This is a genomic window from Tessaracoccus yangjingae (assembly GCF_055326235.1).
Map to the genome: position 1 here is coordinate 1 of NZ_JBUZNN010000016.1, position 25,712 is coordinate 25,712.

The 25,712-nt window shown below is 71.6% G+C and carries 22 protein-coding genes; 12 read left to right on the forward strand and 10 right to left on the reverse strand.

The genetic code is table 11. The annotated features are described in order from the left end of the window. From ACZK5D_RS15680 to ACZK5D_RS15700, 5 genes are all read right to left on the reverse strand, one after another. Positions 1-1,035, reverse strand: a 1,035-nt coding sequence (locus tag ACZK5D_RS15680; RefSeq protein WP_463665531.1) for an IS110 family RNA-guided transposase, incomplete at its 3' end; no start/stop codon positions are given. A 352-nt stretch (positions 1,036-1,387) separates the two neighbouring features. Then, positions 1,388-3,067 carry a long-chain-fatty-acid--CoA ligase gene (locus ACZK5D_RS15685; RefSeq protein ID WP_463665968.1) on the reverse strand — a complete coding sequence of 560 codons (1,680 nt, stop codon included), beginning with the start codon at positions 3,065-3,067 and terminating at the stop codon, positions 1,388-1,390. Between the two features lie 150 nt (positions 3,068-3,217). Next, positions 3,218-3,889, reverse strand: coding sequence for an SDR family NAD(P)-dependent oxidoreductase (locus ACZK5D_RS15690; protein ID WP_463665969.1), 672 nt, complete (start codon positions 3,887-3,889; stop codon positions 3,218-3,220). 120 nt (positions 3,890-4,009) lie between these two features. Further along, positions 4,010-4,228 carry a dodecin gene (locus ACZK5D_RS15695; RefSeq protein WP_463665970.1) on the reverse strand — a complete coding sequence of 73 codons (219 nt, stop codon included), beginning with the start codon at positions 4,226-4,228 and terminating at the stop codon, positions 4,010-4,012. A gap of 145 nt (positions 4,229-4,373) precedes the next feature. Further along, the gene (locus ACZK5D_RS15700; protein ID WP_463665971.1) at positions 4,374-4,973 is read right to left on the reverse strand and encodes a hypothetical protein; all 600 of its coding nucleotides are present in this window, start codon (positions 4,971-4,973) and stop codon (positions 4,374-4,376) included. A 105-nt stretch (positions 4,974-5,078) separates the two neighbouring features. On the opposite strand from ACZK5D_RS15700, the gene ACZK5D_RS15705 reads away from it, so the two are divergent. Continuing rightward, positions 5,079-5,939, forward strand: coding sequence for a CPBP family glutamic-type intramembrane protease (locus tag ACZK5D_RS15705; RefSeq protein ID WP_463665972.1), 861 nt, complete (start codon positions 5,079-5,081; stop codon positions 5,937-5,939). On the opposite strand, the gene ACZK5D_RS15710 is transcribed toward ACZK5D_RS15705, so the two are convergent. Further along, positions 5,933-6,319: an ACT domain-containing protein gene (locus ACZK5D_RS15710; RefSeq protein WP_458995862.1), complete on the reverse strand. Its 387-nt coding sequence runs from the start codon at positions 6,317-6,319 to the stop codon at positions 5,933-5,935. The genes ACZK5D_RS15705 and ACZK5D_RS15710 overlap by 7 nt on opposite strands. A 104-nt stretch (positions 6,320-6,423) precedes the next feature. Between ACZK5D_RS15710 and ACZK5D_RS15715 the strand changes: the two genes are divergently transcribed. Next, on the forward strand, positions 6,424-7,539 hold the full coding sequence (locus tag ACZK5D_RS15715) for a hypothetical protein (protein WP_463665973.1): 1,116 nt from the start codon (positions 6,424-6,426) through the stop codon (positions 7,537-7,539). A gap of 25 nt (positions 7,540-7,564) precedes the next feature. On the opposite strand, the gene ACZK5D_RS15720 is transcribed toward ACZK5D_RS15715, so the two are convergent. Next, positions 7,565-7,996, reverse strand: coding sequence for a type II toxin-antitoxin system VapC family toxin (locus ACZK5D_RS15720; RefSeq protein WP_463665974.1), 432 nt, complete (start codon positions 7,994-7,996; stop codon positions 7,565-7,567). Beyond that, a complete protein-coding gene (locus tag ACZK5D_RS15725; RefSeq protein WP_463665975.1) occupies positions 7,993-8,229 on the reverse strand; it encodes a type II toxin-antitoxin system Phd/YefM family antitoxin in 237 nt (78 codons plus the stop codon). The genes ACZK5D_RS15720 and ACZK5D_RS15725 overlap by 4 nt, the downstream gene beginning before the upstream one ends. 172 nt (positions 8,230-8,401) lie before the next feature. On the opposite strand from ACZK5D_RS15725, the gene ACZK5D_RS15730 reads away from it, so the two are divergent. The 6 genes from ACZK5D_RS15730 to ACZK5D_RS15755 all read left to right on the forward strand — a co-directional run bounded on the left by ACZK5D_RS15730 (position 8,402) and on the right by ACZK5D_RS15755 (position 16,551). Continuing rightward, positions 8,402-8,815 (forward strand): VOC family protein, encoded by a 414-nt coding sequence (locus ACZK5D_RS15730; protein ID WP_463665976.1) that lies wholly within the window; start codon positions 8,402-8,404, stop codon positions 8,813-8,815. Between the two features lie 64 nt (positions 8,816-8,879). After that, entirely contained in the window at positions 8,880-12,101 is a 3,222-nt protein-coding gene (locus tag ACZK5D_RS15735) for a DEAD/DEAH box helicase (RefSeq protein WP_463665977.1), read from the forward strand. Between the two features lie 209 nt (positions 12,102-12,310). Further along, positions 12,311-12,595 (forward strand): hypothetical protein, encoded by a 285-nt coding sequence (locus ACZK5D_RS15740; RefSeq protein ID WP_463665978.1) that lies wholly within the window; start codon positions 12,311-12,313, stop codon positions 12,593-12,595. Between the two features lie 596 nt (positions 12,596-13,191). Next, positions 13,192-14,079, forward strand: a complete 888-nt coding sequence (locus ACZK5D_RS15745; RefSeq protein WP_463665979.1) for an ABC transporter ATP-binding protein — start codon at positions 13,192-13,194, stop codon at positions 14,077-14,079. Further along, positions 14,076-15,296, forward strand: a complete 1,221-nt coding sequence (locus tag ACZK5D_RS15750; protein ID WP_463665980.1) for an ABC transporter permease — start codon at positions 14,076-14,078, stop codon at positions 15,294-15,296. Before ACZK5D_RS15745 ends, ACZK5D_RS15750 begins: the two co-directional genes overlap by 4 nt. Positions 15,297-15,369: 73 nt before the next feature. After that, positions 15,370-16,551: a nucleotide disphospho-sugar-binding domain-containing protein gene (locus tag ACZK5D_RS15755; protein ID WP_463665981.1), complete on the forward strand. Its 1,182-nt coding sequence runs from the start codon at positions 15,370-15,372 to the stop codon at positions 16,549-16,551. 28 nt (positions 16,552-16,579) lie between these two features. On the opposite strand, the gene ACZK5D_RS15760 is transcribed toward ACZK5D_RS15755, so the two are convergent. Further along, positions 16,580-19,438 (reverse strand): FAD-binding and (Fe-S)-binding domain-containing protein, encoded by a 2,859-nt coding sequence (locus ACZK5D_RS15760; protein ID WP_463665982.1) that lies wholly within the window; start codon positions 19,436-19,438, stop codon positions 16,580-16,582. 76 nt (positions 19,439-19,514) lie between these two features. Beyond that, the gene (locus ACZK5D_RS15765) at positions 19,515-20,576 is read right to left on the reverse strand and encodes a sugar-binding transcriptional regulator (protein ID WP_463665983.1); all 1,062 of its coding nucleotides are present in this window, start codon (positions 20,574-20,576) and stop codon (positions 19,515-19,517) included. A gap of 14 nt (positions 20,577-20,590) precedes the next feature. On the opposite strand from ACZK5D_RS15765, the gene ACZK5D_RS15770 reads away from it, so the two are divergent. Genes ACZK5D_RS15770 through ACZK5D_RS15785 form a run of 4 tightly spaced genes read left to right on the forward strand, consistent with a single transcriptional unit; the run spans position 20,591 to position 25,708 of the window. Continuing rightward, positions 20,591-22,567 carry a glycoside hydrolase family 127 protein gene (locus ACZK5D_RS15770; RefSeq protein ID WP_463665984.1) on the forward strand — a complete coding sequence of 659 codons (1,977 nt, stop codon included), beginning with the start codon at positions 20,591-20,593 and terminating at the stop codon, positions 22,565-22,567. Positions 22,568-22,578: 11 nt separating this feature from the next. After that, complete coding sequence (locus ACZK5D_RS15775) at positions 22,579-23,823, forward strand: ribulose-bisphosphate carboxylase large subunit family protein (RefSeq protein WP_463665985.1); 1,245 nt, start codon at positions 22,579-22,581, stop codon at positions 23,821-23,823. Beyond that, entirely contained in the window at positions 23,820-25,064 is a 1,245-nt protein-coding gene (locus ACZK5D_RS15780) for a four-carbon acid sugar kinase family protein (RefSeq protein ID WP_463665986.1), read from the forward strand. The genes ACZK5D_RS15775 and ACZK5D_RS15780 overlap by 4 nt, the downstream gene beginning before the upstream one ends. Further along, on the forward strand, positions 25,061-25,708 hold the full coding sequence (locus ACZK5D_RS15785) for an aspartate/glutamate racemase family protein (protein ID WP_463665987.1): 648 nt from the start codon (positions 25,061-25,063) through the stop codon (positions 25,706-25,708). Before ACZK5D_RS15780 ends, ACZK5D_RS15785 begins: the two co-directional genes overlap by 4 nt. The last annotated feature ends 4 nt before the right edge of the window (positions 25,709-25,712 follow it).

The window sequence follows — 25,712 nt, forward strand, 5'->3', positions numbered from 1 at the left end:
GAGGATTCTGAAGGTCTGGCGGGCGACGTATCGTTTGAGGCAGCGGCGGATCTCTCGCTTGGTTCGGCCTTCAGCGGTGCGGCGTTCGATGTAGGCCTTGGTGGCTGGGTCGTTGCGTTGTCTGCAGAGGATGATGGTGTGGATGGCCTGGTTGAGGTGGCGGTCGCCGGAGCGGTTAAGGCGGTGTCTGGTCTGTTGTGTGCCGCTGGTGGCCGGGATGGGGGCGGTTCCGGAGAGCATCGCGAATGCGGCCTCGGAGTGGACGCGTCCGGGATGGGACCACACCAGCAGCAGGCTCGCCGCGACGATCGGTCCGACGCCGTTGAGGTCGAGCAGGTCAGGGCGCCACTTCCTGACGATGTCGAGGATCTGCCGTTGCAGGGCCTTGGCGTAGAGCCGCAGCGACCGGGCCCGCTGTGCGAGTTCCTTCAGTACCGGCATCAGGATCCCGGTCAGGGGGTCGTCATTGGTGTGGGGTCGTAGTTTCAGGGCCTGGGTGACCATCGGGGCGGTCTTGCGGCCGGTGAACCGTGACCGGAGCTCGTCGGGGGCGGTGAGCACCATCGAGCGGAGTTGGCGTTCGGTGTCGGTGGCCTGCGTGATCGTCAGGTGTCTGCTGGTGACAAGGACCTGGAGCGCGGCACGGTCACCGGTGACCGCCCGCGGGGTGGACAGGGAGTCCCGGCCCAACGCGTCCCGGGCTGCCCGGACCGCGTCGATGGAGTCGGACTTTGCGCCGTTGCGGCGCTTGATCCGCTCTGGTCGGTCGACCTCGACCACCAGTTCGCCGGCCAGGGCGCGGGTCAGGCCGATGCCGTGGCTGTTGGTGCCCTCGATGGCCCACCCGCGCCGGCCGGGACGGGTGTGGGCCCAGTCGATGAGCTGCTGATAGCCGGCCGGGTCGGCCGGGGTCTTGATCGTGTCGAGCACCCCGCCGGTGACCGCGTCAACGGCCGCGGCGACGTGGAACTGCTCGTGGGTGTCGACCCCGATCACGAGGTCGACAAGCTCGCGGAGATTCTTCACACTGGACATGCGTCCCCTTCCATGGACGTCAACCATCGGGTTCCGATCCGGGCAGGGACTAGGCACAACTGTGATGGGACACAACCGGCGCTGCTGACGCTGGTTGGTCAAGCTCCTGAATCAGGCCACTGGTTTCTGCTCGGGTCGGGGTCGACGCTCACGCCGGACATGTCCTGACCAAGGCACCCGGAGGGCCAGCTTCGAGGAGAGTCACGACGCGACCGTCGATCCCAACAACACCACCAATGAGGTGGTGACACCAGACTCACAGCTTCGAGGCCGCTCCGCGGCACCTCAGCCAACGAAGACGGCGCTCCCCGCACCTCAGCCAACGAGGTGAGTCGGCCCCCACAGGGAGCGGTCAGCGGGCTGCGAGGCGGTCGCGCACCTGCTTGCGCAGCACCTTCCCCAGCATCGACTTCGGCAGCTCGTCGACCACCACCACCTCGCGCGGCACCTTGTAGGCGGCCAGCCTCTCCCGGCACCACGTCCGGACCGCCTCGGGATGCACCGTCGCGCCCGGACGCGCGACCACCTCCGCGACGACGCGCTCTCCCCCGCCCTCGAGTGGCAGGCCGACGACGGCGGCGTCGTCGATGTCCTCGTGCGCGCGGAGCACCGCCTCGACCTCTGTGGGCGAGACGTTGAAGCCGCCCGTGATGATGAGCTCCTTGACCCGGTCGACGATCGTGGTGAAACCGTCCGCGTCCACCGTGACGAGGTCGCCCGTGCGGAGCCACCCGTCAGGCAGCAGCACCGCCTCGGTCTCCTCCGGCGCGTTCCAGTAGCCCTGGAAGACCTGCGGTCCGGCGAGCAGCAGCTCCCCGGACTCCCCTTGTGGGACCTCACGGGACGGGTCGTCGGGGTCCACCACGCGCATCCGGGTGCTCGGGAACGGGACCCCGATGGTGCCGGTGCGGCGCGACGGGTGGAACGGGTTGCCCAGCGCCACGGGCGAGCACTCGGTGAGCCCGTACCCCTCGACGAGCAGCCCACCCGCGACCGACTCCCACAGCTCGACGATCGGGTCCGTCAGGTTCATCGCCCCCGAGATGCAGAACCTGGCCGACCTCAGGCTCACGCCCCGCTCCTGCGCAAGCCTGGCCGTCTTCTCGTAGATCGGCGGGACCGCGCAGTACACCGTCGGCGGGGTGCGGCGGGCGGCGTCGAGCACCAGGTCGGCGTCGAAGCTCGGGAACAGCACGATCCGGGCGCGCTTGAGGATGCCGAAGGTCAGATACAGCGTCATCCCGAACGCGTGGAACATGGGCAGGACGGCGTAGATCACCTCGCGGCCGTCGACGGCGTCGTGCATCCACGCCGCGCCCTGCAGCGCGTTGGCGTACAGGTTGCGGTGGGTGAGGACGGCGCCCTTGGCCCGCCCCGTGGTGCCGCTGGTGTACTGGATGACGGCCACGTCGTCGACGGCGGGGCGCGGGTGCCCGGCGTCCAGCGCAGGCGCGCGGAGCAGCTCCTCCCACGGCATGGTGCCCGGTGCCGGCTGGGTCAGCCGGTCCCGGGTGGCGCGCAGCTTCGCAACGGGCAGTTGCAGCGCAAGCCGCTTGACCAGGGGGAACGCGCGGAGCAGGTTCACCGAGACGATGTGGTCCAGCTCGATGTCGCTGGGCTGCTCCCGGATCTTCGCCACCGCAGCGTCCCAGGCGATCACCACGCGCGCGCCGTGGTCCTCGAACAGGTGGCGCAACTCCCGGGCGGTGTAGAGCGGGTTGTGCTCCACGACGATGGCGCCCAGCCGCAGCACCGCGTAGAACGCGACGACGTGCTGGGGGCAGTTGGGGAGGATGAGCGCCACGCGGTCGCCCGCGCGGACCCCGAGCCTGCGAAGCCCCTCGGCGGCGCGTGAGATCTGGTCACCCAGCTGCCGGTAGGTGGTCTCGCGGCCGAAGAACTGCAGCGCCACGCCGTCGCCGCCCCTGGCCACCGCCTCCTCGGACATCTCCACCAGGGAGGTGGTGGGGATCTCGATGTCTGCCGGGACCCCCGGCTGGTAGTGCTGCACCCAGGGGCGGTCGTCGGTCATGCCCCCATCCTGGCACCGCCCCGGAGCGGCCCGCCCCCGGCCCCCGTCGTCGAGGGTCGGCCGCCGATCGCGCCCCAGCGTCGGTTCGAGCCGGGTCAGGCCGGTCAGAACCGACACTGGAGGCGAGCACCCCCGCAGGGCGGCGCGGGATCAGCCGTCGAGGTCCATGTCTCCCGCGAAGTGGCGGAACTGGTCCTTCGTGGCGTGCATCTCCCACAGCCGCTCGGCCAGGACCAGCGGATCCTTGCGCGGGTGGCCCTCGATGATTCCGCCGGGGATGATCAGCTGCGTGACGTGGATCTTGTCCGGCTTGAGGGCGTCGTGCAGCATCTGCCCCAGCGCGGACTCGCCGGCGAACGCCACCGACGTGCCCGCGAACTTCGCCACCGGCCGCACCGCGCTGCCGCCGTTGACGAGCAGCACCGTGCCGCCGCCGCGGAACCGCATGTGCTGCATGACGTGATGGATGGCCACGAGCGGCCCGTACACCGAGAACTCGATCGCCGGCTGCAGATCCTCGACGGTGGTTTCCAGCACCGGACGCAGGAACTCCTTCGCGGGCAGTGGGCTGTACTGGAGCACGTCGATGGGCCCGAGGTCGGCGGCGGCGTCGTCGAGCGCGGCGCGGAGCGACTCATGGTCGCGGACGTTGGCCACGTAGCCACGCGCGGTGATTCCCTCCCCTGCCAGTTCCTCGGCGAGGGCATGGACCCGCGACGCCGTGCGGGAGATGAGCGCCACCGCGAAGCCCTCGCGGGCGAAGCGCCGGGCGACGGCGGCGCCGAGGCCGGATCCGGCACCGATGATGGCGAGCGTGGGCATGGTGACCTCCTGTGGTCGTCGTTGACTACGCCTCCGAGCCTATCGAGTCAACTCACCGGCCACGCGCCGGGGCGCCCACACAGGCGCGCCGGGCCGGGTGTTCAGCGCCCAGACCGTCGGCTACCCGACGTGGTCGTCGAGGCGGAAGCCGATCTTCAGCCCCACCTGGTAGTGGGCCACCTTGCCGTCGGCGATGTGGCCGCGGATCTCGGTGACCTCGAACCAGTCCAGGTGCTGGACCGTCTGAGCGGCGCGGGCCACGGCGCCGTCGATGGCCTGTTCCAGGCCCTCGCTCGAGCTCCCGACGATCTCGATGATCTTGTACGTGTGATCGCTCATGATGAACTCCCTCGTCCAGCGGCGGCACGGCACCGTCGATCCACCCCACACTAGGCGAGGGCCCCTCCCGCCGTCGGCCATCGGGAGATGTGCGCCCGGGCGGAGCGGGCTATTTGCGTGCGCCGCCGAACTTTGGTGCGCGCGGTCAGCGCGTCCTACGGCGCACCCACGCGACGGCCGCCGCCAGCAGCGGGACCACCGCGAGCACGAGCGCACCCCACTTCACGAACGTGACCAGGGACGTCACCGCGGCGAGCCCTCCGCTCATCCGGCCGCCGTCGCGCCCGGTGAGGAAGACGGCCAACAGGAGCGCATTCTCGGTGAGGTCGGCGCCGGCGGCCACCCACGCGATCCGCGGCCGCGGCGTCGTGATCAGCCGCAGGGGCGACGGGGGCCCCTCACCCGGCCGCGACACTCGCGCCCTGAGCAGCCGCGACAGCAACAGCCCGTACAACACCGCCATCGCAGAGTCGACGACGGTGAACGCCCAGATGCCAGGCCCGGCGGCGTCGTCGAGCGCGAACAGCGTGGCCCAGGGACGGGACTCGGCCCCAGGCAGCGGCAGCGGCCACCGCGGCCCGCTCACCGTCGCCATGAGGGAGGCCCCCGCCTGCGCGTCCGACTCCCCGATCGCCCGGTCGAGCCTGCCGAGCGCCAGGTACAGGCCGGCCACGGCCCCTCCGACGCCGAGTTCCCAGACCGGGAACCTCCTCGCGGCACCGGCAGCCTCCGCCGTGTCATCCATGGGGTCAATCATGGGCGGGGCGCGGCCGCCGCGAGCGAGTTCGGGCGCATGGGATGGGCTGGCGACGGTGACCGGACCCGCCGTCGAGGCGCAGGACCCGCCCTGATGAGGAATGCTCGTGCCATGGCCTCCCCCGACTCGACGCCCGCCGAGGCGCACCCCCCGCCGGCAGCCCGCGCCTGGACGGCGCGCGAGCTGCTCCCCGCCGTTGGCGTGTCCCTCTCCGCGGTCCTGCTGTTCGCGTTCCAGCTCGCGGGGTGGGGGCACGCGCTGCTGCTGCTCAGCCTGCTGGCCGCCCACCTGCTCGATCGCGAGCTCGGCAAGGACCTACTGCTGATCGGGGTGGGCGTCGCGATCGTGAGCGCCACCTCCGTGGAGGCCGACGTCAGCTGGGAGCGGTTCATCATCATCGGCGCGGTGCTGATCCTGGCCGTCTCCGTCCCGCTCCTCATCGACCGGGTGGTGTACCGCCGGCGGGCCATCCGGTTCCCGTGGCGCGGCGAGCACCGGTGGACCAGGCTCGAGATGGTCTACGTGATCGCGGTGCCGTTCCTGGGCTGGGCCATCCTTCCCTTCTATTTCATCCGCTCCGGCGCCTACCTCAACTGGCCGCAGATCACCGACGCCAGCGAGCTCGCCCGCTTCTTCGTCGGCGTCAACGCGGTGGGCACCTGGGACGAGCTGTTCTTCATCTGCACGTGCTTCGCGCTGCTGCGGCGCCACTTCCCGGTGTGGCTGGCCAACCTGCTCCAGGCCACCATCTTCGTGTCGTTCCTGTGGGAGCTGGGCTACCGCGAGTGGGGGCCGCTGCTGACCATCCCGTTCGCGCTGGTGCAGGGCTTCCTCTTCGCGCGCACCGGATCGCTGCTCTACGTGCTGCTCGTACACCTGCTCTTCGACGCCATCGTCTTCATGGCCATCGTGCACGCGCACAACCCCGACATGTTCGCGTTCTTCATCTACTGATCCGCGCGCCTCAGCAACGCGGCCAGTGCGTCGTCGACGCGCTCAACGGGCACCAGCAGGTGGTCGTGGTGGTACCCGGCGATCACGTTGCAGCTGATCCCCTCCTCCGCCAGCGCGACGCTCACCGCCGCGGTCAGCCCGACGGCGGCGAGCGACGAGTGCACCGCCAGCGTGATCCACCCGGCCACGTAGTCGTAGGTCAGGCCAAGCCTGTCGGCGTCCTCCTGCCGGAGCACCAGGCTCAGCCCCTCGGGCTCGACGACGCTCGCCTGCGCCTCCGCGTCCACCGGCCCGACGGCGACCACGAACACGAAGCGCCCGGGGCGCACCTCGGGGGACATCGTCTCGAGGAGAACCCTCAGGTCAAGAACGCCGCTCATGGGCGCCAGCCTGCCGCACGAGGGGCCGAACCACCCAGTGCGGGGGAAGGGCGGCGGCGGGAGTGCGTCCTAGGTTGGGGGTTCGATCGACCAATGGAGGCGCCATGTCCACACATCACCAGCTCCCCACACCCGAAGACCTGCGGGCCCTCGACGGCGACTTCGCCGGGGCCGTCTCGGTCTATGTCGAGACATCGCCGCAGCCGTCGGAGCGTGACCGGGCGCAGGTGGCGCTGAAGAGCGGCTTCGACGCCGCCCTCCGGGAGCTGGACGAGCATGGGGTGGACCGCGGGGTGCGCGAGAGCATCGCCGCCACGCGCGACGCGATCCTCGAGGACCACGAGCTGTGGGGCAAGCTGTCGCGTTCGCTCGCCGTCTTTGCCGCGCCCGGCGTCAGCGAGGTGTTCGTCCTGCCGAACCAGCTCGAGGACGAGGTGCACGCGGGCGTGCACTTCGCGGTGGGCCAGCTCCTGCGCAGCGTGAGCCAGCCCCAGGAGGCGTTCGCGATCACCCTGTCGGAGAACGCATGGGGCCTCTGGCACGCCACCGCGGAGGAGCGCGTGTCCCAGATCGAGCTTGCGGGCACGTACCCGGGCAGCGCCGCGGAGGCCACAAACCGCGACGCCGCGGGCCGCGGGGACGACCGGTTGTCGGGAGACGTGCACGACCTGTACGCCAAGAGGGTGGCAGACGCGGCCCGCACCGAGCTGGCCCGCCTCGACCCCGACGAGAAGCTGACGCTGTTCGTCTTCGCCGACGAGACCCTCGCCGCGCAGTTCGGCCAGCGCAAGGACGGCCGCCGCCTCGTGCTCATCCCGGGCAACCCGGACCGGCTCAACGCTGCCCAGATCGACGAGGAGATCCGCGAGCAGCTGGCCGAGCTCAACGTGGCCGACACCGAGGCCGAGCTTCGGGCCCTCAGCGACGGAGACCCGGGCCGGATGGAGCGCGACCTCGCGGCCATCGCCCGGCAGGCCGTCAGCGGCGCCGTCGACACCTTCTGGTTCGACGTCACCCGCGACGTCTGGGGGACCCTGGATCCCGCCTCCGGCGAGTTGGCCTACGAGCGGACCGCTGACCTGTTCGCGCCGGCGGTCACCGACCTGCTCGCCAAGGTGGCACTGCTGGTGCTGGACCAGGGCGGCCGGGTGGTGGCCGTCCGCCCCGACCACCTCGGCGACTCGTGGGACGGCCCGGCGCTGGCGCGGCTGCGCTACTGACCCTCGCCGTCGTCGTCCTGCCTGGTCAACCCGCTGCCTGACCGGGCAGGACGGCGCGCACGTCGAGATCAGGGATGCCGTCGAAGTCCCTCGGATTGGCCGTGTAGAGAGGCAACCCCCGCGACATGGCGGTCGCGGCGATGAGCGCGTCATACGCCCTGGCGGCGGGCTTGCGGCCTGCCGAACGCAGCGCCGCGGCGACGACTCCGAAGGCCCGCGCCGCGGCTGCGTCGAACGGGATGGGCTCGAAGTCCGCCTCGGCCTGCTGCACCAGCGCCTGACGCGCGGCCCGCTCCGCCTCGGTCCGCGCCACGTGCGGCCCAACCGACAGCTCCGCCATGGTCACCGCGGTGATGAGCGGCTCGGCCGGGAGGGAGAGCGGGTCCAGCCCACCGAGGCCGATGACGGCCGACGTGTCGAGGATGCCCTCCGCGGCCCGGCCGGCCCCGGCGGTCACAGCGTTGGGTCCAGCACGCGGTCGATGTCAGCCCTGACCGCGGCGGCGTCAACCCGAGGCAGGGCCTTCCACCTCTCCACGAGTTGAGCAGCCCCCCAGCGTCGGCGAGGCAGCGGCACGACGGCGGCCACGGGCTCCCCGTCCCGCGTCACCGTGAAGCTCTCACCCAACGCCACCCTGGCCAACAGATCTGCGCTGCGGTTGCGCAGGTCCCTGACACTCACCACTCCCATCCCCTAACCGTATCACCCGTGATACGCGCCTCGGTGGCGCGAGGGACTGCAACCAGCCGGCAGCCGCCGCTCAAGGGCCCTTCGACGACCTGTGGATGACTTCGACGAGTTCAGATCCGGCCTGTGGATATCGGGATCCGGGGGCGGAGGGGTTCCGCGGGAAGCCGTCGCGATGCAGACTGAGCCCATCGCCGTCTGGACGGGCGGCCGTGAGAGGAGAGAGATGCCGCACGGAGACATCACCCACATCGACATCCCGGTCAGCGACCTGGACCAGGCCCAGAGCTTCTACGGCGGCCTGTTCGGCTGGCAGATCGCCGAGATGCCCGGCTTCGAGGGCTACCCCATGTGGCAGGCGCCCAACAAGATCAGCGGCGGCGGCCTGGCCCCGCGCTCGGAGGGCTTCACGCAGCCCCGCTCCTACGTGGAGGTGGACTCCATCGACGACACGCTCGCCAAGGCCGAGGCGAGCGGCGGGCGGGTCCTCATGGCCAAGGCGCCGATCAGCGACACCAGCTGGTGGGCCATCTTCGAGGATCCGTTCGGCAACCACATCGGGCTCTACGAGGGCATCACCGCGACCTGAGTGACGTGACCGCGGGCCCGGCCGGTGATCGCGGCGAGGGCCCGGACGAGTACCCTCGTCCGTTATGGAAGCCCGAGACGTCGAGTGGGTCCGGGAGTTCACGGAACCCGAGCTGAAGCGGATCTTCGGCGCATCCACCTACTTCCGGGGGAAGAGCTACCACGAGTCAGGGCACGTCCGCGATCTCTACTCCGTCCCCGACGAGCTCTCCGCGACGGTGCGCGGGAGCGGGCGCCAGGTCTACGAGGTGGAGGTCACCCGCTCGGGCAGGCGCCTCGACAACTGGTGCAGCTGCCCGATGGGGCGCTCCTGCAAGCACGTCGTCGCGGTGCTGCTCGCGGCCCGGGCCCGGCTCGGCGGCCGCACCGGCGTCCAGACCTGGGAGACCGAGCTCGGCAAGCTGGTCAACGTCGGCGACGCCGCCGCCGGCACGGGGCGCGCCCTGGCGCTGGAGTTCGCCGTCGCCCCCTCCTACTACGGCACCCCCACCACCCGCATCGTCCTGCAGCCCCTCCGCGAGGGGGTCCGCACCCCCTGGGTGAAGACGGGTGCGTCCTGGGGGGACGTCACGCAGGCGTGGAGGTCCGCCGAGCTCAACCACGCGCAGCGCGCGTCGCTGGCGCAGCTGCACGCGCTCAGCCCCGAGAACGGCTACTCCTACGGCACTCCCTCGACGGTGGACCTCGCGGCCCTCGGCCCCCTCTGCTGGCCGCTGCTCAAGCGGGTCGTGGCCACCGGGGTCACGCTCATCGCGGGCGAGGGGCTGCGCAGCGTGCGGATCTGCGACGGCGCAGCCACCGTGTCCCTGGACCTCACCCGCACCGCCGACGGCGGCATCAGCGCCCACCCGCGCGCCTCCGTCGTGGATCCCGGCGAGACGGGGCGGACGCTGCTGTTCGGGAGCCCGGCGCACGGGGTGGGGCATCTCGACGGCGGCGTGCTGCGGCTCTGGCAGCTGGCCGCCCCGCCCGCGGAGGGCCTGGACCGGCTCCTCCTCGCCGGGCAGGCCGTCGACATCCCCGGCGAGGACGTCAACCGCTTCCTCACCCTCTACTACCCGGCGCTCGCCCGCGCGGGGGCCGTGACCACCTCGGACGGCACCGTCGAGGCGCCAGACATCAGGCCACCGGCCATGAGCCTGCGCATCACGCATCTCCCGGCACACGTGGCCCGGCTCGAGTGGGGCTTCGCCTACCCCTCCCCCGTGGCCGGTGAGGGGGACACGCTGGTCCCGCTCGCCCACTCGGCCGGGGACCCGCCGCGCGACATCCCCACCGAGCGGCGCCTCAGCGACGAGGTGGTGGCCCTCCTCAGCATCGTCGACCCGACGCTCCTCGAGGGCGACCCGCGCCCCACCCTGATCCCGCACCTCGAGCTGGTCGGCATGGCGGCCGCGGCATTCCTCACCGACACCCTCCCCCACCTCCTCGAGACGGGGGTGCACGTGGAGCACGAGGGCGACCGGGCGGCGTACGAGGAGGCCTCCGAGGCCCCCGTCGTGCAGCTGACCGCGGAGGACTCCGAGGACCGCGACTGGTTCAACCTGCACATCACTGTGACCGTCGACGGCCAGGAGGTGCCCTTCCAGCAGCTGTTTCTGGCGCTGGCCTCCGGGGACGACGCCCTGCTGCTGGACTCCGGCACGTGGTTCCGCCTCGACATCCCCGAGCTGCAGGACCTCCGCCGGCTCATCGAGGAGGCCCGCGAGCTCACCGACGGCGACCCCAGCGGCCCGCTGCGCATCGGCCCCTACCAGGCGGCGCTGTGGGAGGAGCTCGTCGAGCTGGGCGTCGTCGCGCGGCAGAGCAAGCGGTGGCTGGCCGCCGTCGAACGCCTGATGCCCGACGCGGACCGCTCGGACGTGCCCGTGCCCGCGGGGCTCGACGCGACGCTGCGGCCCTACCAGCTGCGCGGCTACGAGTGGCTGACCGCCCTGTGGGACGCCGGGCTGGGCGGGGTGCTCGCCGACGACATGGGCCTGGGCAAGACCCTCCAGACCCTCGCGCTGCTGGAGCGCGCCCGCGAGGCCGGGTCCCTCGACGGGAGGCCCGTCCTGGTCGTCGCCCCCGCCAGCGTGGTGGGCACCTGGGTGGACGAGGCGGCGAAGTTCGCGCCGCAGTTGAGGGTCGCGGCCATCACGGCCACGGGGAAGCGCCGGGGCGACGATGTCGCGGCGGCGGTGGAGGGGGCGCACGTCGTGGTCACCTCGTACACGCTCATGAGGCTCGAGGACGCCGAGTACCGGGCCCTCCCGTGGAGCGGACTGATCCTCGACGAGGCCCAGTTCGTCAAGAACCACCGCTCGCGCACCTACCAGGCGGCCAGGCGCATGGGCGCCCCGTTCACGCTGGCCATCACCGGCACCCCGCTGGAGAACTCGCTGATGGACCTGTGGTCCATGCTGTCGCTGAGCGCGCCCGGCCTCTTCCCGCGCCCGGACCACTTCACCGAGCGGTTTCGCAAGCCCATCGAGGTGGAGCGGGACCGGGAGGCGCTCGAGGTGCTCCGACGGCGGATCAAGCCCTTCGTCCTGCGCCGCACCAAGCGCGAGGTGGTGGAGGAGCTGCCGGAGAAGATCGAGCAGGTCCAGCGCGTGGAGCTGACCCCCGCGCACCGCAAGGTCTACGACCGCTACCTGCAGCGCGAGCGGCAGCGGGTGCTGGGGATGCTGGACGACATGGACCGCAACCGCGTCGCCATCTTCCGCGCGCTCACCATGCTGCGCCAGCTCGCGCTGGACCCCGTGTTGGTGGAGGCCGCGCACGCGTCCGGGGCACCGTCGGCGAAGGTCACCTCGCTGGTCGAGCAGATGACCGAGCTGGCCGCGGAGGGGCATCGGGCGCTCGTGTTCAGCAGCTTCACCGGCTACCTCAAGCTCGTGCGCGAGGCGTTCGACGAGGCGGGCATCAGCTACGTCTACCTCGACGGCAGGACGCGGGACCGGCCCGCCAGGATCGCGCAGTTCCGCGAGGGCGACGACCCGGTGTTCCTCATCTCGCTGAAGGCCGGAGGCTTCGGCCTGACCCTGACCGAGGCGGACTACGTGTTCGTCCTCGACCCGTGGTGGAACCCGGCGGCCGAGAACCAGGCCATCGACCGCACGCACAGGATCGGCCAGACCCGCTCGGTCAACGTCTACCGGATGGTCTCGGAGGACACAATCGAGGAGAAGGTGGTGGCGCTGCAGGAGCGCAAGCGCGACCTCTTCACCTCCGTCATCGACTCGGGCTCGTTCTCCTCCGGCGCCATCACGGCCGCCGACATCCGCGGCCTCTTCGACCAGTAGAGTCCCGCCCCGGTCACGGAGAATCTACGACCTGGGATCTGCAAACCTACGATCTCAGGACTGCAAACCTGCGATCTGCCGGTACGCCCCCAAGCTGTGGGGCCTCCCGATCTCGGCCCTGTGTGAGTCTGGCAACCGGTGGCATGCGCCACATACCGTCGAGACGGGTTCGGCCTTGCTTGTGCCCGATCCCGTGCAACGCTGGATGCATGAGCATGGACGCACAGGACGGCAGCATCGACGGCCTCGAGCAGCTGGACCCGGAGGAGATCGCGGACGCCGAGCACCCCTACGGCGAGGTGACCGCCGAGGACCTCGGCACGGAGGACCTGATCGACGACGGGGCCGACGCCGCCGCGATGGTTCCGGAGGACCCGCAGACCCCCGTCGACGCCGCCCTCCACACCGACGACATCACCCACGACGAGACGATCGAGGACCGGCTCGCCCAGGAGGAGCCGGACCCGTCGTCGCGCATCGCGTACGGCAGCTGACCTCCCCGCCGGCTGCGGTGCGAGGAGCGAAGCGACGAGCCGTTACCGCTGGCTGAGGCGCGAGCAGCGAAGCGACGAGCCGTTACCGCTGGCTGAGGCGCGAGCAGCGAAGCGACGAGCCGTTACCGCTGGCTGAGGCGCGAGCAGCGAAGCGACGAGCCGTTACCGCTGGCTGAGGCGCGAGGAGCGAAGCGACGAGCCTCGAAGCCTGTGAAACGTGAGCTGACAAGCAACGTTTCTTAGGCTTCGAGGCCGCTCCGCGGCACCTCAGCCAGCGGGGAATGGCCGCTCCGCGGCACCTCAGCCAGCGGGAAATGGCCGCTCCGCGGCACCTCAGCCAGCGGGGAACGGCCGCTCCGCGGCACCTCAGCCAGCGGGGAATGGCCGCTCCGCGGCACCTCAGCCAGCGGGGAATGGTCGATACATGGCGAACATCGCGCTCAACCTGGCCGAGGGCACGCCCCTCGCTGAGCCGATGCCCGTCCAGCACGTGGCTCTGGTCGTGCGTGACACCGCCTGACCTCAACGACGTCGGCTCTCCCGATGCTTGTGGGGGGCTAGTCTGACCTGACGAGCACCTGGACGAAGAGGGGACCATGCTGGAGGTCCAGAACCTGACCCGACGCTTCGGCGAGCTGACCGCCGTCGACGACGTCTCCTTCCATGTCCCGGCGGGCGCGCTGGTGGGCTTCGTCGGCGGCAACGGCGCCGGCAAGACCACCACCATGCGGATGATCATGGGCGTCCTCCAGCCCACCGCCGGTCAGGTCCTGTGGGGCGGGCGCCCGGCCACGCAGGCGGACCGGGCCCACTTCGGCTACATGCCCGAGGAGCGGGGCCTCTACCCCAAGCAGCCGGTGCTCGGGCAGCTGGTCTACCTCGGCCGCCTGCACGGGATGTCCCGCGACGCCGCCCGGGCGCGCGCGACCGAGCTGCTGGAGCGGTTCGGGTTGGGCGAGCGCACCCGCGACAAGGTGGAGACGCTGTCGCTGGGCAACCAGCAGCGGGCGCAGATCATCGCGGCCGTCCTCGGCCATCCGCGCGCTCTCATCCTCGACGAGCCCTTCTCCGGCCTGGATCCCTCCGCCGTCGACGAGATGACCGAGCTGCTCCGTGAGCACACCTCGGCGGGGGTGCCGGTGCTGTTCAGCAGCCACCAGCTCGAGCTGGTCGAACGGCTGTGCGACCGGCTCATCGTGCTGCACCGCGGGCGGGTTGTCGCCGACGGCACCGTCGACGACCTACGCGCCGGCGCCCCCCTGCGGTACCGGCTGGTGACCGACAACGCGCCCTGGTGGGCGGCCGGGGTGCCCGGGATCCGCGTGGTCGAGCAGAGCGGCACCGGCACCGTCGTAGTCGAACCGGACGACGACGAGGCCGTCCAGCGCCTGCTCGCCGAGGCCCTCGCCCACGGGCCGGTGCGGGAGTTGGCCAGGGTCGTGCCCAGCCTCAGCGAGATCTACCGGGAGGTGGCGTCCGTATGACCAGCACCGACAGCCCGTCGGCGGGCGCCCCGTCCGACGGCCGCCGCGCCGGCGCCGCACCGTGGGCGCTGGTCACCGCCCGCGAGATCGCCGTCAAGCTCCGCGACCGCAACTTCCTCGCCTCCACCGGCCTCAGCCTGGCCCTGGTGGTGGGCGTCATGGTGCTGCAGTTCTTCCTCACCGGGGGGCCCGCACGGTTCGATGTCGCGGTCACCGACGACGCCGGCGCACAGCTGGTGGCCACGGTGGACGCCATGGTCAAGGCCGGCGACGCGGAGGCGGGCGCCCAGGTGGTCCGGGTCGACACCGCGGCCGACGGCGAGCGTCTCGTCGCCGACGGCGAGGCCGACGCCCTCCTGGTCCGCGAGGGCGACGGTTGGGCCCTCGCCACCGACGGACCCGCTGCGCGGGAACTGCACCTGGCCATGATCGACGCCGTGGCGTCGTCCGGGCTCACCGCCAACGCTGAGCGGCTCGGGGTCGGGGCGGACGAGTTGCTGAGCGGGACCCAGCTCACCACCCGAGACCTGTCCGGCGAGGACGAGCAGGGCATGGTGGCGTACTTCGCGGGGCTGGTGTTCGCCATGCTCTTCTATCTCTCCTCGCTCCTGTTCGGCATGTCCATCGCCACCAGCGTGGTGGAGGAGAAGCAGTCGCGGATCGTCGAGATCCTCGCCGCCGCCATCCCGATCCCGCACCTGCTGCTGGGCAAGGTCCTCGGCAGCACGGTGCTGGCCCTGCTGCAGCTGGCGCTGCTCACCGGCGTCGGCCTGATCGGGCTGCAGTTCATGGATCTCGACCTCAGCCTGCCCGGGCTGGCCGAGGCCGTGGCCTGGTACCTGCCCTTCTTCCTGCTCGGGTTCCTGGCGCTCGCCTGCATCTGGGCCGCCGCGGGGGCACTGGCGTCGCGCATCGAGGACGTCCAGGCCACGTCGATGCCGCTGACGTTCGTCCTCGTCACGGTGTTCGTCGTCGGCATCAACCTCGACGGCGCCGCCCGCGTCATCGGCTCCTACGTGCCGGTGCTGTCCACCATCCTCATGCCCATGCGGCTGCTGGCCGGCGAGACCGCGTGGTGGGAGCCGGCACTCGCCCTGCTGCTGACCCTGGCGTTCTGCTCCCTGACGATCGCCGTCGGGTCGCGGCTGTACCGGCGGTCGCTGCTGCACACCAGGGGCCGGTTGTCCTGGCGGAAGGCGTGGACGACGGGCGATTAGGCTCTGCGGGTGGTCGCGGCGGGCGGCGCGGCGCGGCCGTAGGCTGGGTGCACCGAGGAGAGGGAGGCCGACGATGGCCCGCATCCTGATGGCAGGTGTGCCCGCGTACGGGCTGGCCACGCCGTCGCTGCCGTTCGCGCGAGCGCTGGTCGACGCCGGCCACGAGGTGCACTACATCATGGGCGAGGCGTTCCGCCGCCGCGTCGAGGCGAGCGGCGCGACGCTGGTGCCGTTCGGCCCGCCCGAGGCGATCACCCACCCCCGGCAACTGGCGCTGCAGGGGCGCCGGCTCTTCCACGCGCTCCAGGCCAGCATCCGGAGGCTGGCGCCGGGCTACGACGCGGTGGTCGCGGCGGGGCTGAACCCCGAGATCCCCGCGCTGGAGCGCGACCTCGACTGCCCGGTGATCTTCCTCTCGCCCGTCTTCTTCCAGAACGACCGCGTGATCTCGCACCTGGCCGGCATCAGCACCTCGATCCCCTCCCCCGCCCGGCGCGCCCTGGCGTCGCCCACCGCCCGGCGCGTCCTGGCCGCCGTCGTCGGCCCCGTGGTGCTGGGATCGCGCCCGCGCGACATCCTGGACATGCTGCGCCCCCTGTCGTCGACGCTCAACATCTCGCCCGCCACGCGCTACTACCAGCCCTACTCGGAGGACTTCGACGCCCTGCCGTGCTACTTCGCCGGACCCACCGCCACCGCCTCCATGCCCGACGACGCGTTCCCGCTCGACCGCCTGCGGGCCCACGGCGGGCCCGTGGTGTACGCCACGCTCGGCACCGTCTTCAACCGGAACACCGGCTACTTCCGCGCGATCATCGAGGCCTTCGCCGGCAGCGACGCGCTGGTGGTGGTCACCACCGGGCGCGCGGAGAGCCTCCCCGAACTGGGCGATCTCCCGGGCAACGTGATCGCCCGTTCGTTCGTGCCCCAGGCCGACGTGCTCCGCGAGGCGGACCTGTGCTTCACCCACGGCGGGTTCGGCAGCACCACCGACACCGTGCTGGCCGGCGTCCCGGCCGTCTTCACGCCGATGGGCGCGGATCAATTCTTCAACGCCCACCGGATGCAGGAACTCGACGCGGGGCGCGTCCTCCCGAGCGCGCAGGTCACGCCCGAGAGCGTGCGCCGGGTCGCGGACTCGCTGCTGTCGGGTGGCCCCCCGGCCGGCCTGGCCCCGCTGAGGGCGTCCTTCGAGGAGGCGCCGGGCCCTGCGGGGGCGGTGGCGGAGATCGAGAGGGTCCTCGCGGGCAGCTAGCCCTTCCACAGGACTGGTCGGGAAGCGGTCAGCCGGTGGCGTTCGCGAGAGCCCGGTCGACGCGGGCCGCGAGTTCCTCGAGGACGTGCACGTAGGTCTCGCCGGTCGCCCGAGTCAGACCCAGCTCACAGGTGCGGTTGCAGGAGAGATGCAGGTCGGCGTCGAGCCGACGGACCGCGGCCGCCTCGTCGCGCGTCGCGGTGGCGGTGAGCTCCTCGTGCAGCAGGCCGCGGTCGCCCGCGAAGGCACAGCACCGCCAGCCGTCAGGCACAACTGCTTCGTCGGCCACCAGCCCCGCCAGCATGAGCAGTGCGTCGTTCACGCCGAGGTGCGACGACGAGCAGGTCGGGTGCACCGCCGCGACCCCGGCCCGCTCCAGCTCCGGCAGCCGGGGCGCGACCCTCTCGGCCACCCACTCGGTGGCGTCGACCACGCGAACGTGCCCGGCGCCTGCCACCTCGAGGGCGACAATCACGCCCTCGGTGCAGGACACGTTGTCGCAGACCAGCGGCAGCTCGCCGTCGCGCGTGTGCTCGAGGATCCAGCCGGTGAGCCGCTCGCGTATCACGTCGTAGCCGGCGGGTAGCCCCTTTGACTTCCACGGCGTGCCGCAGCACAGGGCCTGGATGCCGTCGGGGGTGGTGAGCCTCAGCCCCGCCACCTCCGCCAGCCGCCGGACCGCGCCCGCCACACCGGTGCCGCAGGCGTGCCCGGTGCCGAACATCGTCCCGACGCACGCGGGCATGAAGACGGCGTCGGGCCGGTCGAGCGGCGCGGAGCGGCGGATCGGGCCGCCGCCGGGCAGCTCGCCGCTCAGCGTGGGCACGACGTCCTCGCCGAGCACCTTCCTGGCCACGCCGAGCGCTCCCCTGACCAGGGGAGTGGGCACCGCGTCGACGACCGTCATGCCGACGGAGGCCCCCCTGAGGACGCCCGCCCAGTGCCCCGCCGCGACGTTCCAGCTACGGTCCAGCGCACGGGAGCGGCCCTCGCGGCGGAGCGTCCGCACGAGGTCACCGGTGTTGATCTGGACGGGGCAGGCGGTCTGGCACATGCCGTCGACGGCGCACGTCTGGACCACGTCGTAGGTCTGCTGCTCCCTCAGCCGCTCCGCCAGGTCCCGCTCGCCGGACTGCTCGGCCGCCGCGATCGCCCGCTGCACGACGATCCTCTGCCGCGGCGTCGTCGTGAGGTGTTGGCTTGGACACACGGGCTCGCAGTAGCCGCACTCAACGCAGTCGTCGATGAGCTCGCGCACCGGCGCGGTGGGCTTGAGGTCCTTGAGGTGCAGGTGCGGGTCCTCGGTGAGGACGGCGCCGGGGTTGAGGATTCCCGACGGGTCGCAGGCCCTTTTCACGTCCCACATCGCCCGGTACAGGTCCTCGCCGTACTGCCGGCGCACGAACGGGGCCATGATGCGCCCGGTGCCGTGCTCGGCCTTCAGCGTGCCCTGCCGGCCGAGGACCAGCTCGACCATGTCTTCGGTGAAGTTCTCGTAGCGGCGCATCGACGTCTCGCCGTCGAAGTCCTCCGTGACGAGGAAGTGGATGTTGCCGTCCTTGGCGTGGCCGAAGATGACGCCGTCGCGGTAGCCGTGGCGGTCGAACAGCACGTGCAGTTCGGAGCAGACGGCGCCGAGGCTGCCCATCGGCACCGCGACGTCCTCCAGGAGCGCGGCCGTGCCGGCGGGCCGGTTCCGCGCGACCTTGGTGTAGAGGCCCTTGCGCATGACCCACATGCGGCCGCGACGGCCGGCGTCGCGGGTGAGCTCCGGAGCGGCGGCGAGCCCGGCGAGGTCGCTGAACACGGCGAAGCCGGCCTCTGCGGCCCGCTCGATGCCATCGTCGTCGGCCGCTTGGTACTCGACGAGCAGCGACGCGTGCCCGTCGACGGTGAACCCGGGCGGGAGGACATCGGTCGCCTCGTCGCCCATGGCCCGGATGGAGGCGGCGTCGATGAGCTCGACGACGTCGGCGCCCGAGCCGACGAGGTGCGGCAAGGCTGCGGTCGCGGCGTCGAGGGAGTCGAACACCAGGAGCCCGGTGGCGGTGCGGGCGGGCACTGGGACCGTACGGAACACCGCCTCGGCCACAAATCCGAGCGTGCCCTCCGAACCGACCATGAGGTGCTCAAGAATCTTGACGGGCCGATCGTGATCCAGGAACGAGTTCAGCCCGTAGCCCATGGTGTTCTTGATCGCGAAGCGGCGCTCGAGGTCGCCGCGGTACCGCTCCCCGCGGAGGGTGTCGCGCAGCGCGGTGAGGACGCCGACCAGTGCCGGCTCCCCCCCGGCCAGCCGGGCGTCGGCGTCGGGAGCGGCGGTGTCGACGACGGTGCCGCTGGGCAGCACGATCGTCATGGACTCCACGGTGCGGTAGGCATTGGCGACGGTGCCGCACGTCATGCCCGAGGAGTTGTTGGCGATCATCCCGCCGACGGTGCAGGCGATCTCGGAGGCCGGATCCGGGCCCAGCTTGCGGCCGAGCCGCCCCAGCACCGTGTTGACCTCGCGGATGGTGGCTCCGGGCTGCACGCGCACGCGGGCGCCGCCGTCCAGCACCTCGATGCCGCGGAAGTGGCGCCTGACGTCCACCGTCAGGCCGGCCGACAGCGCCTGCCCTGACAGACTCGTGCCGCCGGACCGCAGGGTCAGCGGCCAGCCGCACTGGACCGCGACCGCCATCGCGACTCCGACGTCGGCGGCCGAGCGGGCGCGCATGACCGCGTCGGGAATGCGGAGATAGTGGGAGGCGTCGACCGCCAAGGCGGCGCGGTCGAGCTCACGGGTGCTGACCGCCTTGTCACCGAGCAGCGCCCTCAACTGCTCGACCGCAATCTGGTTGCCGATGTCAAAATGCGCCCGGGGGCTCGTCACGTGTGCATGCATGCCCAGTCTCCGCTCGTCGTCGAACTGCCCGGCCACCGACGCCGGACGGAAGGGCCACCCCAGGGGCGGGGTTGGCTCAGGTCTCCTCGACCAAGGAGGCCGCGGTCCTTGAATCGGTGATGAGCACGTCGCACCATCCCCCTACGAGCGCTGCGCGGATCGCGGCCAGCTTCCGCGGTCCCCCTGCGACGCCGATCCGACGAGGGATCGCCTTGAGGGTCTCCTCGTCGATCCCCAGGGTGCGCCCAACGAGCTCCGTCTCCACATGCACGCCCTGAGCGTCGAAGAAGTTGAGACATACGTCACCGACAGCGCCGCGTTCACTCAGTGCCTGAAGGTCAGCATCCGGGAGCGTGTTCCCTGAGGAGACCAACAGCGCTGACGGCTGTACGCTGCCGATTCCCACGAGCGCCATGGTGAGGCTGTTCCACTCACTGCGCACCGCCGCGATCTGAGGGTCGGAAAGTAGCGAGTCGCGCACGTCGGGGCTCGACACGACTCCGGGTGCGTTGAAGTACCGCACTTCGGCACCGGTGACCTGCGCGAGGCGGTCTGCCAGGCGCGTGGCCTGAACCTGGGCCCTGGGGTCTCCGACCCCGCCGATGACTTGCACGATGCGCTCGGCCGTGCGGGTAGTGCGCGGCGTCATGGCATCCACAACAGCCAACAACGACGCGGACCAGGAGGACAGCCCTACGCGGTCGCTGGGGAGCATGGTGGACTCGAGGTAGCGGGCTCCTGCGCTGCCGATGGCGCTGAGCAGAGCCGCGTCGGACTCGATCGCTTCGTCAGGCCCACCCGCCACGACGACATCGCGGAGGTCGAAGGCGTCCCGCACGCGATCCTCCAGGTCGGAGAACATGCCGGGGGGCTCCACGACGATTGTGCGGACCACGCCGGTCTCGACGCCCTCCTTCAGAAGCCTCGAAACCCTCGATTGCGACATGTTCAGCCGTGCTGCGATCTCTGGCTGGCGAAGCCCATGCTCGTGATACAGGCGCGCAACCTTGACGATGAGCGGCAGCCGTTCCGGCATAACACGAATGGACACGCTCGGAAAGTAGCACGCCACCTGGGGGTCCGTCGACGGAAACACGATCTTCGCGCATAACAATTCGAATATGGTTAGATAGTCCAAGGAGGTTCTCAACGATGACGCACCACACCCTGCACTCGGCACCAGTAGACCTGCGCGCAGCCCGCTTTCACACTGGTCTGTGGGGGGACGCGTGGAATCGAACGCACACAGTGACCGTCCCCACCATGTGTGAGGACCTCCTTGATGCTCAGCTCAGCGGCGCGGTCGAGAACTTCCGCGTCGCGGCCGGCCGAGCTTCAGGCGAGCACGTCGGCCCCCCGTTCCTCGACGGCGACCTCTACAAGTGGATGGAGGCAGCCATTGCCACACTGGCTCACCACGACGACTCTGCGCTTGAGGAGACGCTCGACGAGCTCATCGCCCTCATTGGTGAGGCGCAGCGGGCCGACGGCTATGTGCACACGCCAACCCAGATCCAGCAGCGGCTCGCCGGCACTGACGGCACCCTGAACGACCGGCTGAGCTTCGAGACCTACAACCTCGGCCACCTCATGACCGCCGCATGTCTGCATCACCGGATCACTGGCAAGTCGAGCATGCTGGATCTCGCGGAGAACGCGGCCGGCTTCCTCATCTCGCTGGTCGCGCACACGCCCGAGGTCATCGCCCGCTCCGCGATCTGCCCTTCCCACTACATGGGCACGGTGGACCTTTACCGCGAGACCGGCGACGCGCGATACCTGGCCCTCGCCCACGATCTCATTCGTCTGCGCGAACTGGTCCCAGCCAGCGGGCTGGGTGGCGATGACAATCAGGATCGGATCCCGCTCACCGAGACCGAGTCGGTAGTTGGCCACGCTGTCCGGTCCAACTACCTCTACGCCGGGCTGGCGGACCTCCTCCTCGAGGACGACGACCCCGAGCGCGCGGCCCGCCTGGACCGGCTCTGGACGGACGTGGCCGGCTCCAAGGTGTACCTCACCGGCGGACACGGCGCCCTGTACGACGGGGCATCCCCGGACGGGTATCCCTGGCAGGAGCAGATCACCAAGGTCCACCAGTCCTACGGCCGGCCGTTCCAGCTCCCACAAACCACCGCGCACAACGAGACCTGCGCGACGATCGGCAACATCCTCTGGGCCTGGCGGATGCTGCTCCGCACCGGCGACGCCCGGTTCGCCGACGCTATCGAGGTCGCCGTCAACAACACCCTGCTCGCCAGCATCGGGCTCGACGGCGCCAGCTACTTCTACACCAACCCGCTGCGCCAGGTCCGCGACCTCCCTTACCCGCTGCGGCGCGCCGGGGACACCGCTCTGGACCCGGTGCCCGCACCGCCGCCGTCGGACGAGCGGCTGCGGCAGCGTTACCTCAGCTGCTTCTGCTGCCCCCCGAACATCGCCCGCACCCTGGCCCGGCTGCCCGAGCTCTGCTGGTCGGCCACGGCCGACGGCGTCCTCGTCCACCAGTTCGCGGCCGGCTCCGTGACGGTCGAGACCCCGTCGGGGCGCCTCGGGATCGAGCAGCGCACCGATTACCCCCGCGAGGGTCGCGTCACCCTCGTCGTCACCGACGCGCCCCACGGCGACGCCTCGATCGGCGTGCGGATCCCGGGCTGGGCCGTCGGCGCGACGCTCACCGTGGCCGGCGAGGACAGCCCCGCCGAGCCCGGCACCTACGCCCGGGTCTTCCGGCGGTGGCGGGTCGGCGACACCGTCGAACTCGACCTGCCGATGCGGGTCCGCCGGCTGGCCGCTCACCACCTCGTCGAAGAGGCCACCAACCAGGTGGCGCTGCAGCGCGGCCCGGTGGTCTACTGCCTGGAGCACCACGACCTCGAGGGCGGCGCCCGTCCGGCCGACGTCCTTCTCCCCCGCCGCGCCGAGTTCACCGAGCGACGCCTGGACATCGCCGGCACGGAGGTGGTCGCCCTGGATGCGGAGGTGCTGCGCCGCCCCGCCCAGAACGAGCTCTACGCGGAGCTGTCCGACGCCGACCCCTCACCCGTCGCCGCCACCTTCATCCCCTACCACGCCTGGGCCAACCGCGGCCCGTCCGAGATGACCGTGTGGCTGCCGCTGCACTGGTGAAGGAGAGACCAATGACCGACCAGGTGACCGCGACCTACTGGGTGGAGTCCGCCCTGCCGCTGCAGCAGGCCGCTGAACAGATGGCGGGAGAGCAGTCCACCGGCACGTTCATCCGCGTCGCACGCGAGACGGACGAGCTCCGCGCCCGGTTCGCCGCGCAGGTGGTCTCGATCGAGGAGCGCGAGCCCAGCGGCCGCCAGCCCCTTCCCGGCGCGAAGGGGGACCCGGCCGCCGTCCGCGGCGGCGTCGTGCGGCTCTCGTTCCCGCTGGACAACTTCGGCCCCTCCATCCCCAACCTCCAGGCCGCGGTGGCGGGCAACCTCTTCGAGATGCGCGACTTCGCGTCGATCAAGCTGATGGACCTGGACCTGCCCCAGCCGTTCGCCGACCGCTACCCAGGGCCCGCGTTCGGGCTGACCGGCACGCGCCGCCTCATGGGCCGCGACACCGGCGTGATGATCGGCACCATCGTCAAGCCGAGCATCGGGCTCAGCCCCGAGGAACTCGCCGAGGTCGTGGGCGAGCTGGTCAAGGCCGGCATCGACTTCATCAAGGACGACGAACTGCAGGCCAACGGCCCCCACTCGCCGCTGGAGGCGCGGGTCGCGGCGGTGATGCCGGTCCTCAAGGCGCACGCCGAGCGCACCGGGCGGATGCCGCTGTACGCGTTCAACATCACCGACGACCTCGACACGATGCGCCGCAACCACGACGTCGTCCTCGCCGCGGGCGGGAACTGCGTCATGGCGTGCATCAACATGGTGGGCCTGGCGGGCGTCGAGTGGCTGCGCCGGCACAGCCAGCTCCCGATTCACGGGCACCGCGCGATGTTCGGGGCGGTGTCACGGTCGCCGCAGGTGGGCCTCCACTTCCGGGCGTGGCAGAAGCTCGCGCGGCTCGCGGGCGTGGACCACCTCCACACCAACGGCCTGCACAACAAGTTCTACGAGTCGGACGAGGAGGTGCTCGCCGCCATCGCCGCCGTGCGGGAGCCGCTGCTCGGCGGCTACGGCGTCGTGCCGGTGCTGTCCTCGGGCCAGTGGGCCGGGCTGGCGCACGAGACGTACGCCGCCGTCGGCACCACCGACCTGCTCACGCTGGCCGGCGGCGGGATCCACGGCCACCCCGACGGCGTCGCGGCCGGCGTGGCGAGCATGCGCGAGGCGTGGGACGCGGCCGAGCAGGGCGAGCCCCTGGCCGATCGTGCCGCCGAGGTGCCCGCGCTGCAACGGGCGATCGAGACGTTCGGGCGATGACGACGGAGGTCGGGTTCTACGCCGACGACTTCACCGGCGCCACGGACGCGCTGTTCCAGCTGGCCCGATGCGGCCTGGAGGGCGTGCTCCTGCTGCGCGTCGACCCGGAGGCGGTGCGCCGGCACGGCGACCGCGCCGTGGTGGGCGTCGCAGGGATCGCCCGCTCCCTCCCCACGGCAGGGATGCGCGCCGAGGTCCTGCCCGCGCTCAGCGCGCTGACCGCGCTGGCCCCGCGGGTGCTGCAGTACAAGGCCTGCTCGACGGCCGACTCCTCGCCCACGACTGGCAGCCTCGGCGAGGCGGCCGCCCTCGGGCGCTCGACCACGGGCCAGGGCGACGTACCCGTCCTGCTCGCCCAGCCCGACTTCGGCCGCTACACGGCCTTCGCCACGCACTTCGCGGCCGACCGCGGGGACGTGTACCGGCTCGACCGGCACCCGACGATGAGCCGCCACCCCAGCACCCCCGTCGACGAGGCGGACCTCCGCGTGTTCCTCGCCCGGCAGACGGACCTGCCGGTCCGCTCGATGCCGTTCACGTCCTACGGCGACGGGTCCCCGCTGCCCCGTGACCCCGGACTCACGGTGCTCGACGCCCTCACCGACGACCATCTTGCGGCCGCCGGGGAGCTCGTCCTCGGCGCGCCCGGGGTCTTCGCGATCGGCTCCGGCGGCCTCAGCAGGGCCGTCGGCCTCCACCTCGGCGGGGCGGCCGCCGCGCTGCCGTCCCACGGCCCGGCCCCGGACGGCGTCCTGGTGGTCTCCGGCAGCAGGTCGGCGCAGACCGGGCGCCAGATCGACGAGGCCCGGGCCGACGGCTGGCCGGTGCGCGCGCTGGCCGTCGACGACCTCGCCGATCCGGAGCCCATGATCGCCTGGGCGCGCGACCACCTCCGCGTCCACGGCCGCGCGGTCGTCCATTCCCGCGACCTGCCGGACATGCCGGGCCTGCTCCCCCGGCTCGCCGAGCTCTACACCGCCCTCACGCGCGCCGCCCGGCAGGACCGGGACCCGACGGTGATCGTGTGCGGCGGCGACACCTCCAGCCGGATGCTGCGCCTCATGGGCGCCGAGAGCCTCGAGATCGACCGGCACCTCACCGGCAACGTCGTCGTCTCCCGCCTCGCCGCCCCAGGCGCGTGGCCCGACGGCCTCCGCGTCCTCCTCAAGGGCGGCCAGGTCGGCCCAGTCGACCTGTTCGCCCGCGCGCTCACCCCACCCGACAGATCGGAGCTCCCATGACCCGCGTGGCCTTCCTGCACACCGGCGCCGTCGTCATCCCCGTCACGGCGGCGCTCGTCGCCCGCTACCTGCCCGGCGTCGAGGTGCTGAACCTGCTCGACGACCGGATCGTCGCCGACCTCGGCGCGGGGGGCGCCGCCGCCGAATCGGTCCGGGGACGCCTCACACACCTCGCTGCCGACGCGCGGGAGGCCGGCGCAGAAGCGGTGATGCTCACCTGCTCGTCGATCTCCGGCTTCGCCGCCGAGGTGTCGGACGCCGCCGGGATCCCGGTGCTGCGCATCGACGAGGCCATGGCGGACCGGGCCGTGGCGACGGGGTCGCGGATCTCGGTCATCGCGACCCTGCCCACCACGCTCGCCCCCACCGTCCGGCTGATCCGGGAGCGCGCGGAGCTCGCCGGGGTCACCCCCGAGCTCTCCGAGATCCTTGTCGCCGGCGCCTTCGACGCGGTGGTCTCCGGTGACCGGGATCGGCACGACGCGCTCGTCGCGGGCGCCATCGAGGCGGCCGCGACCGAATCGGACGTGATCGTGCTGGCGCAGGCGTCGATGGCCGGCGCGGCCGACCGGGTCGCCGTCGACGTCCCCGTCCTCACCTCCCCGGAGTTGGGCGTCGCCCGGCTCGCCGCCCACCTTTCCTGAAAGG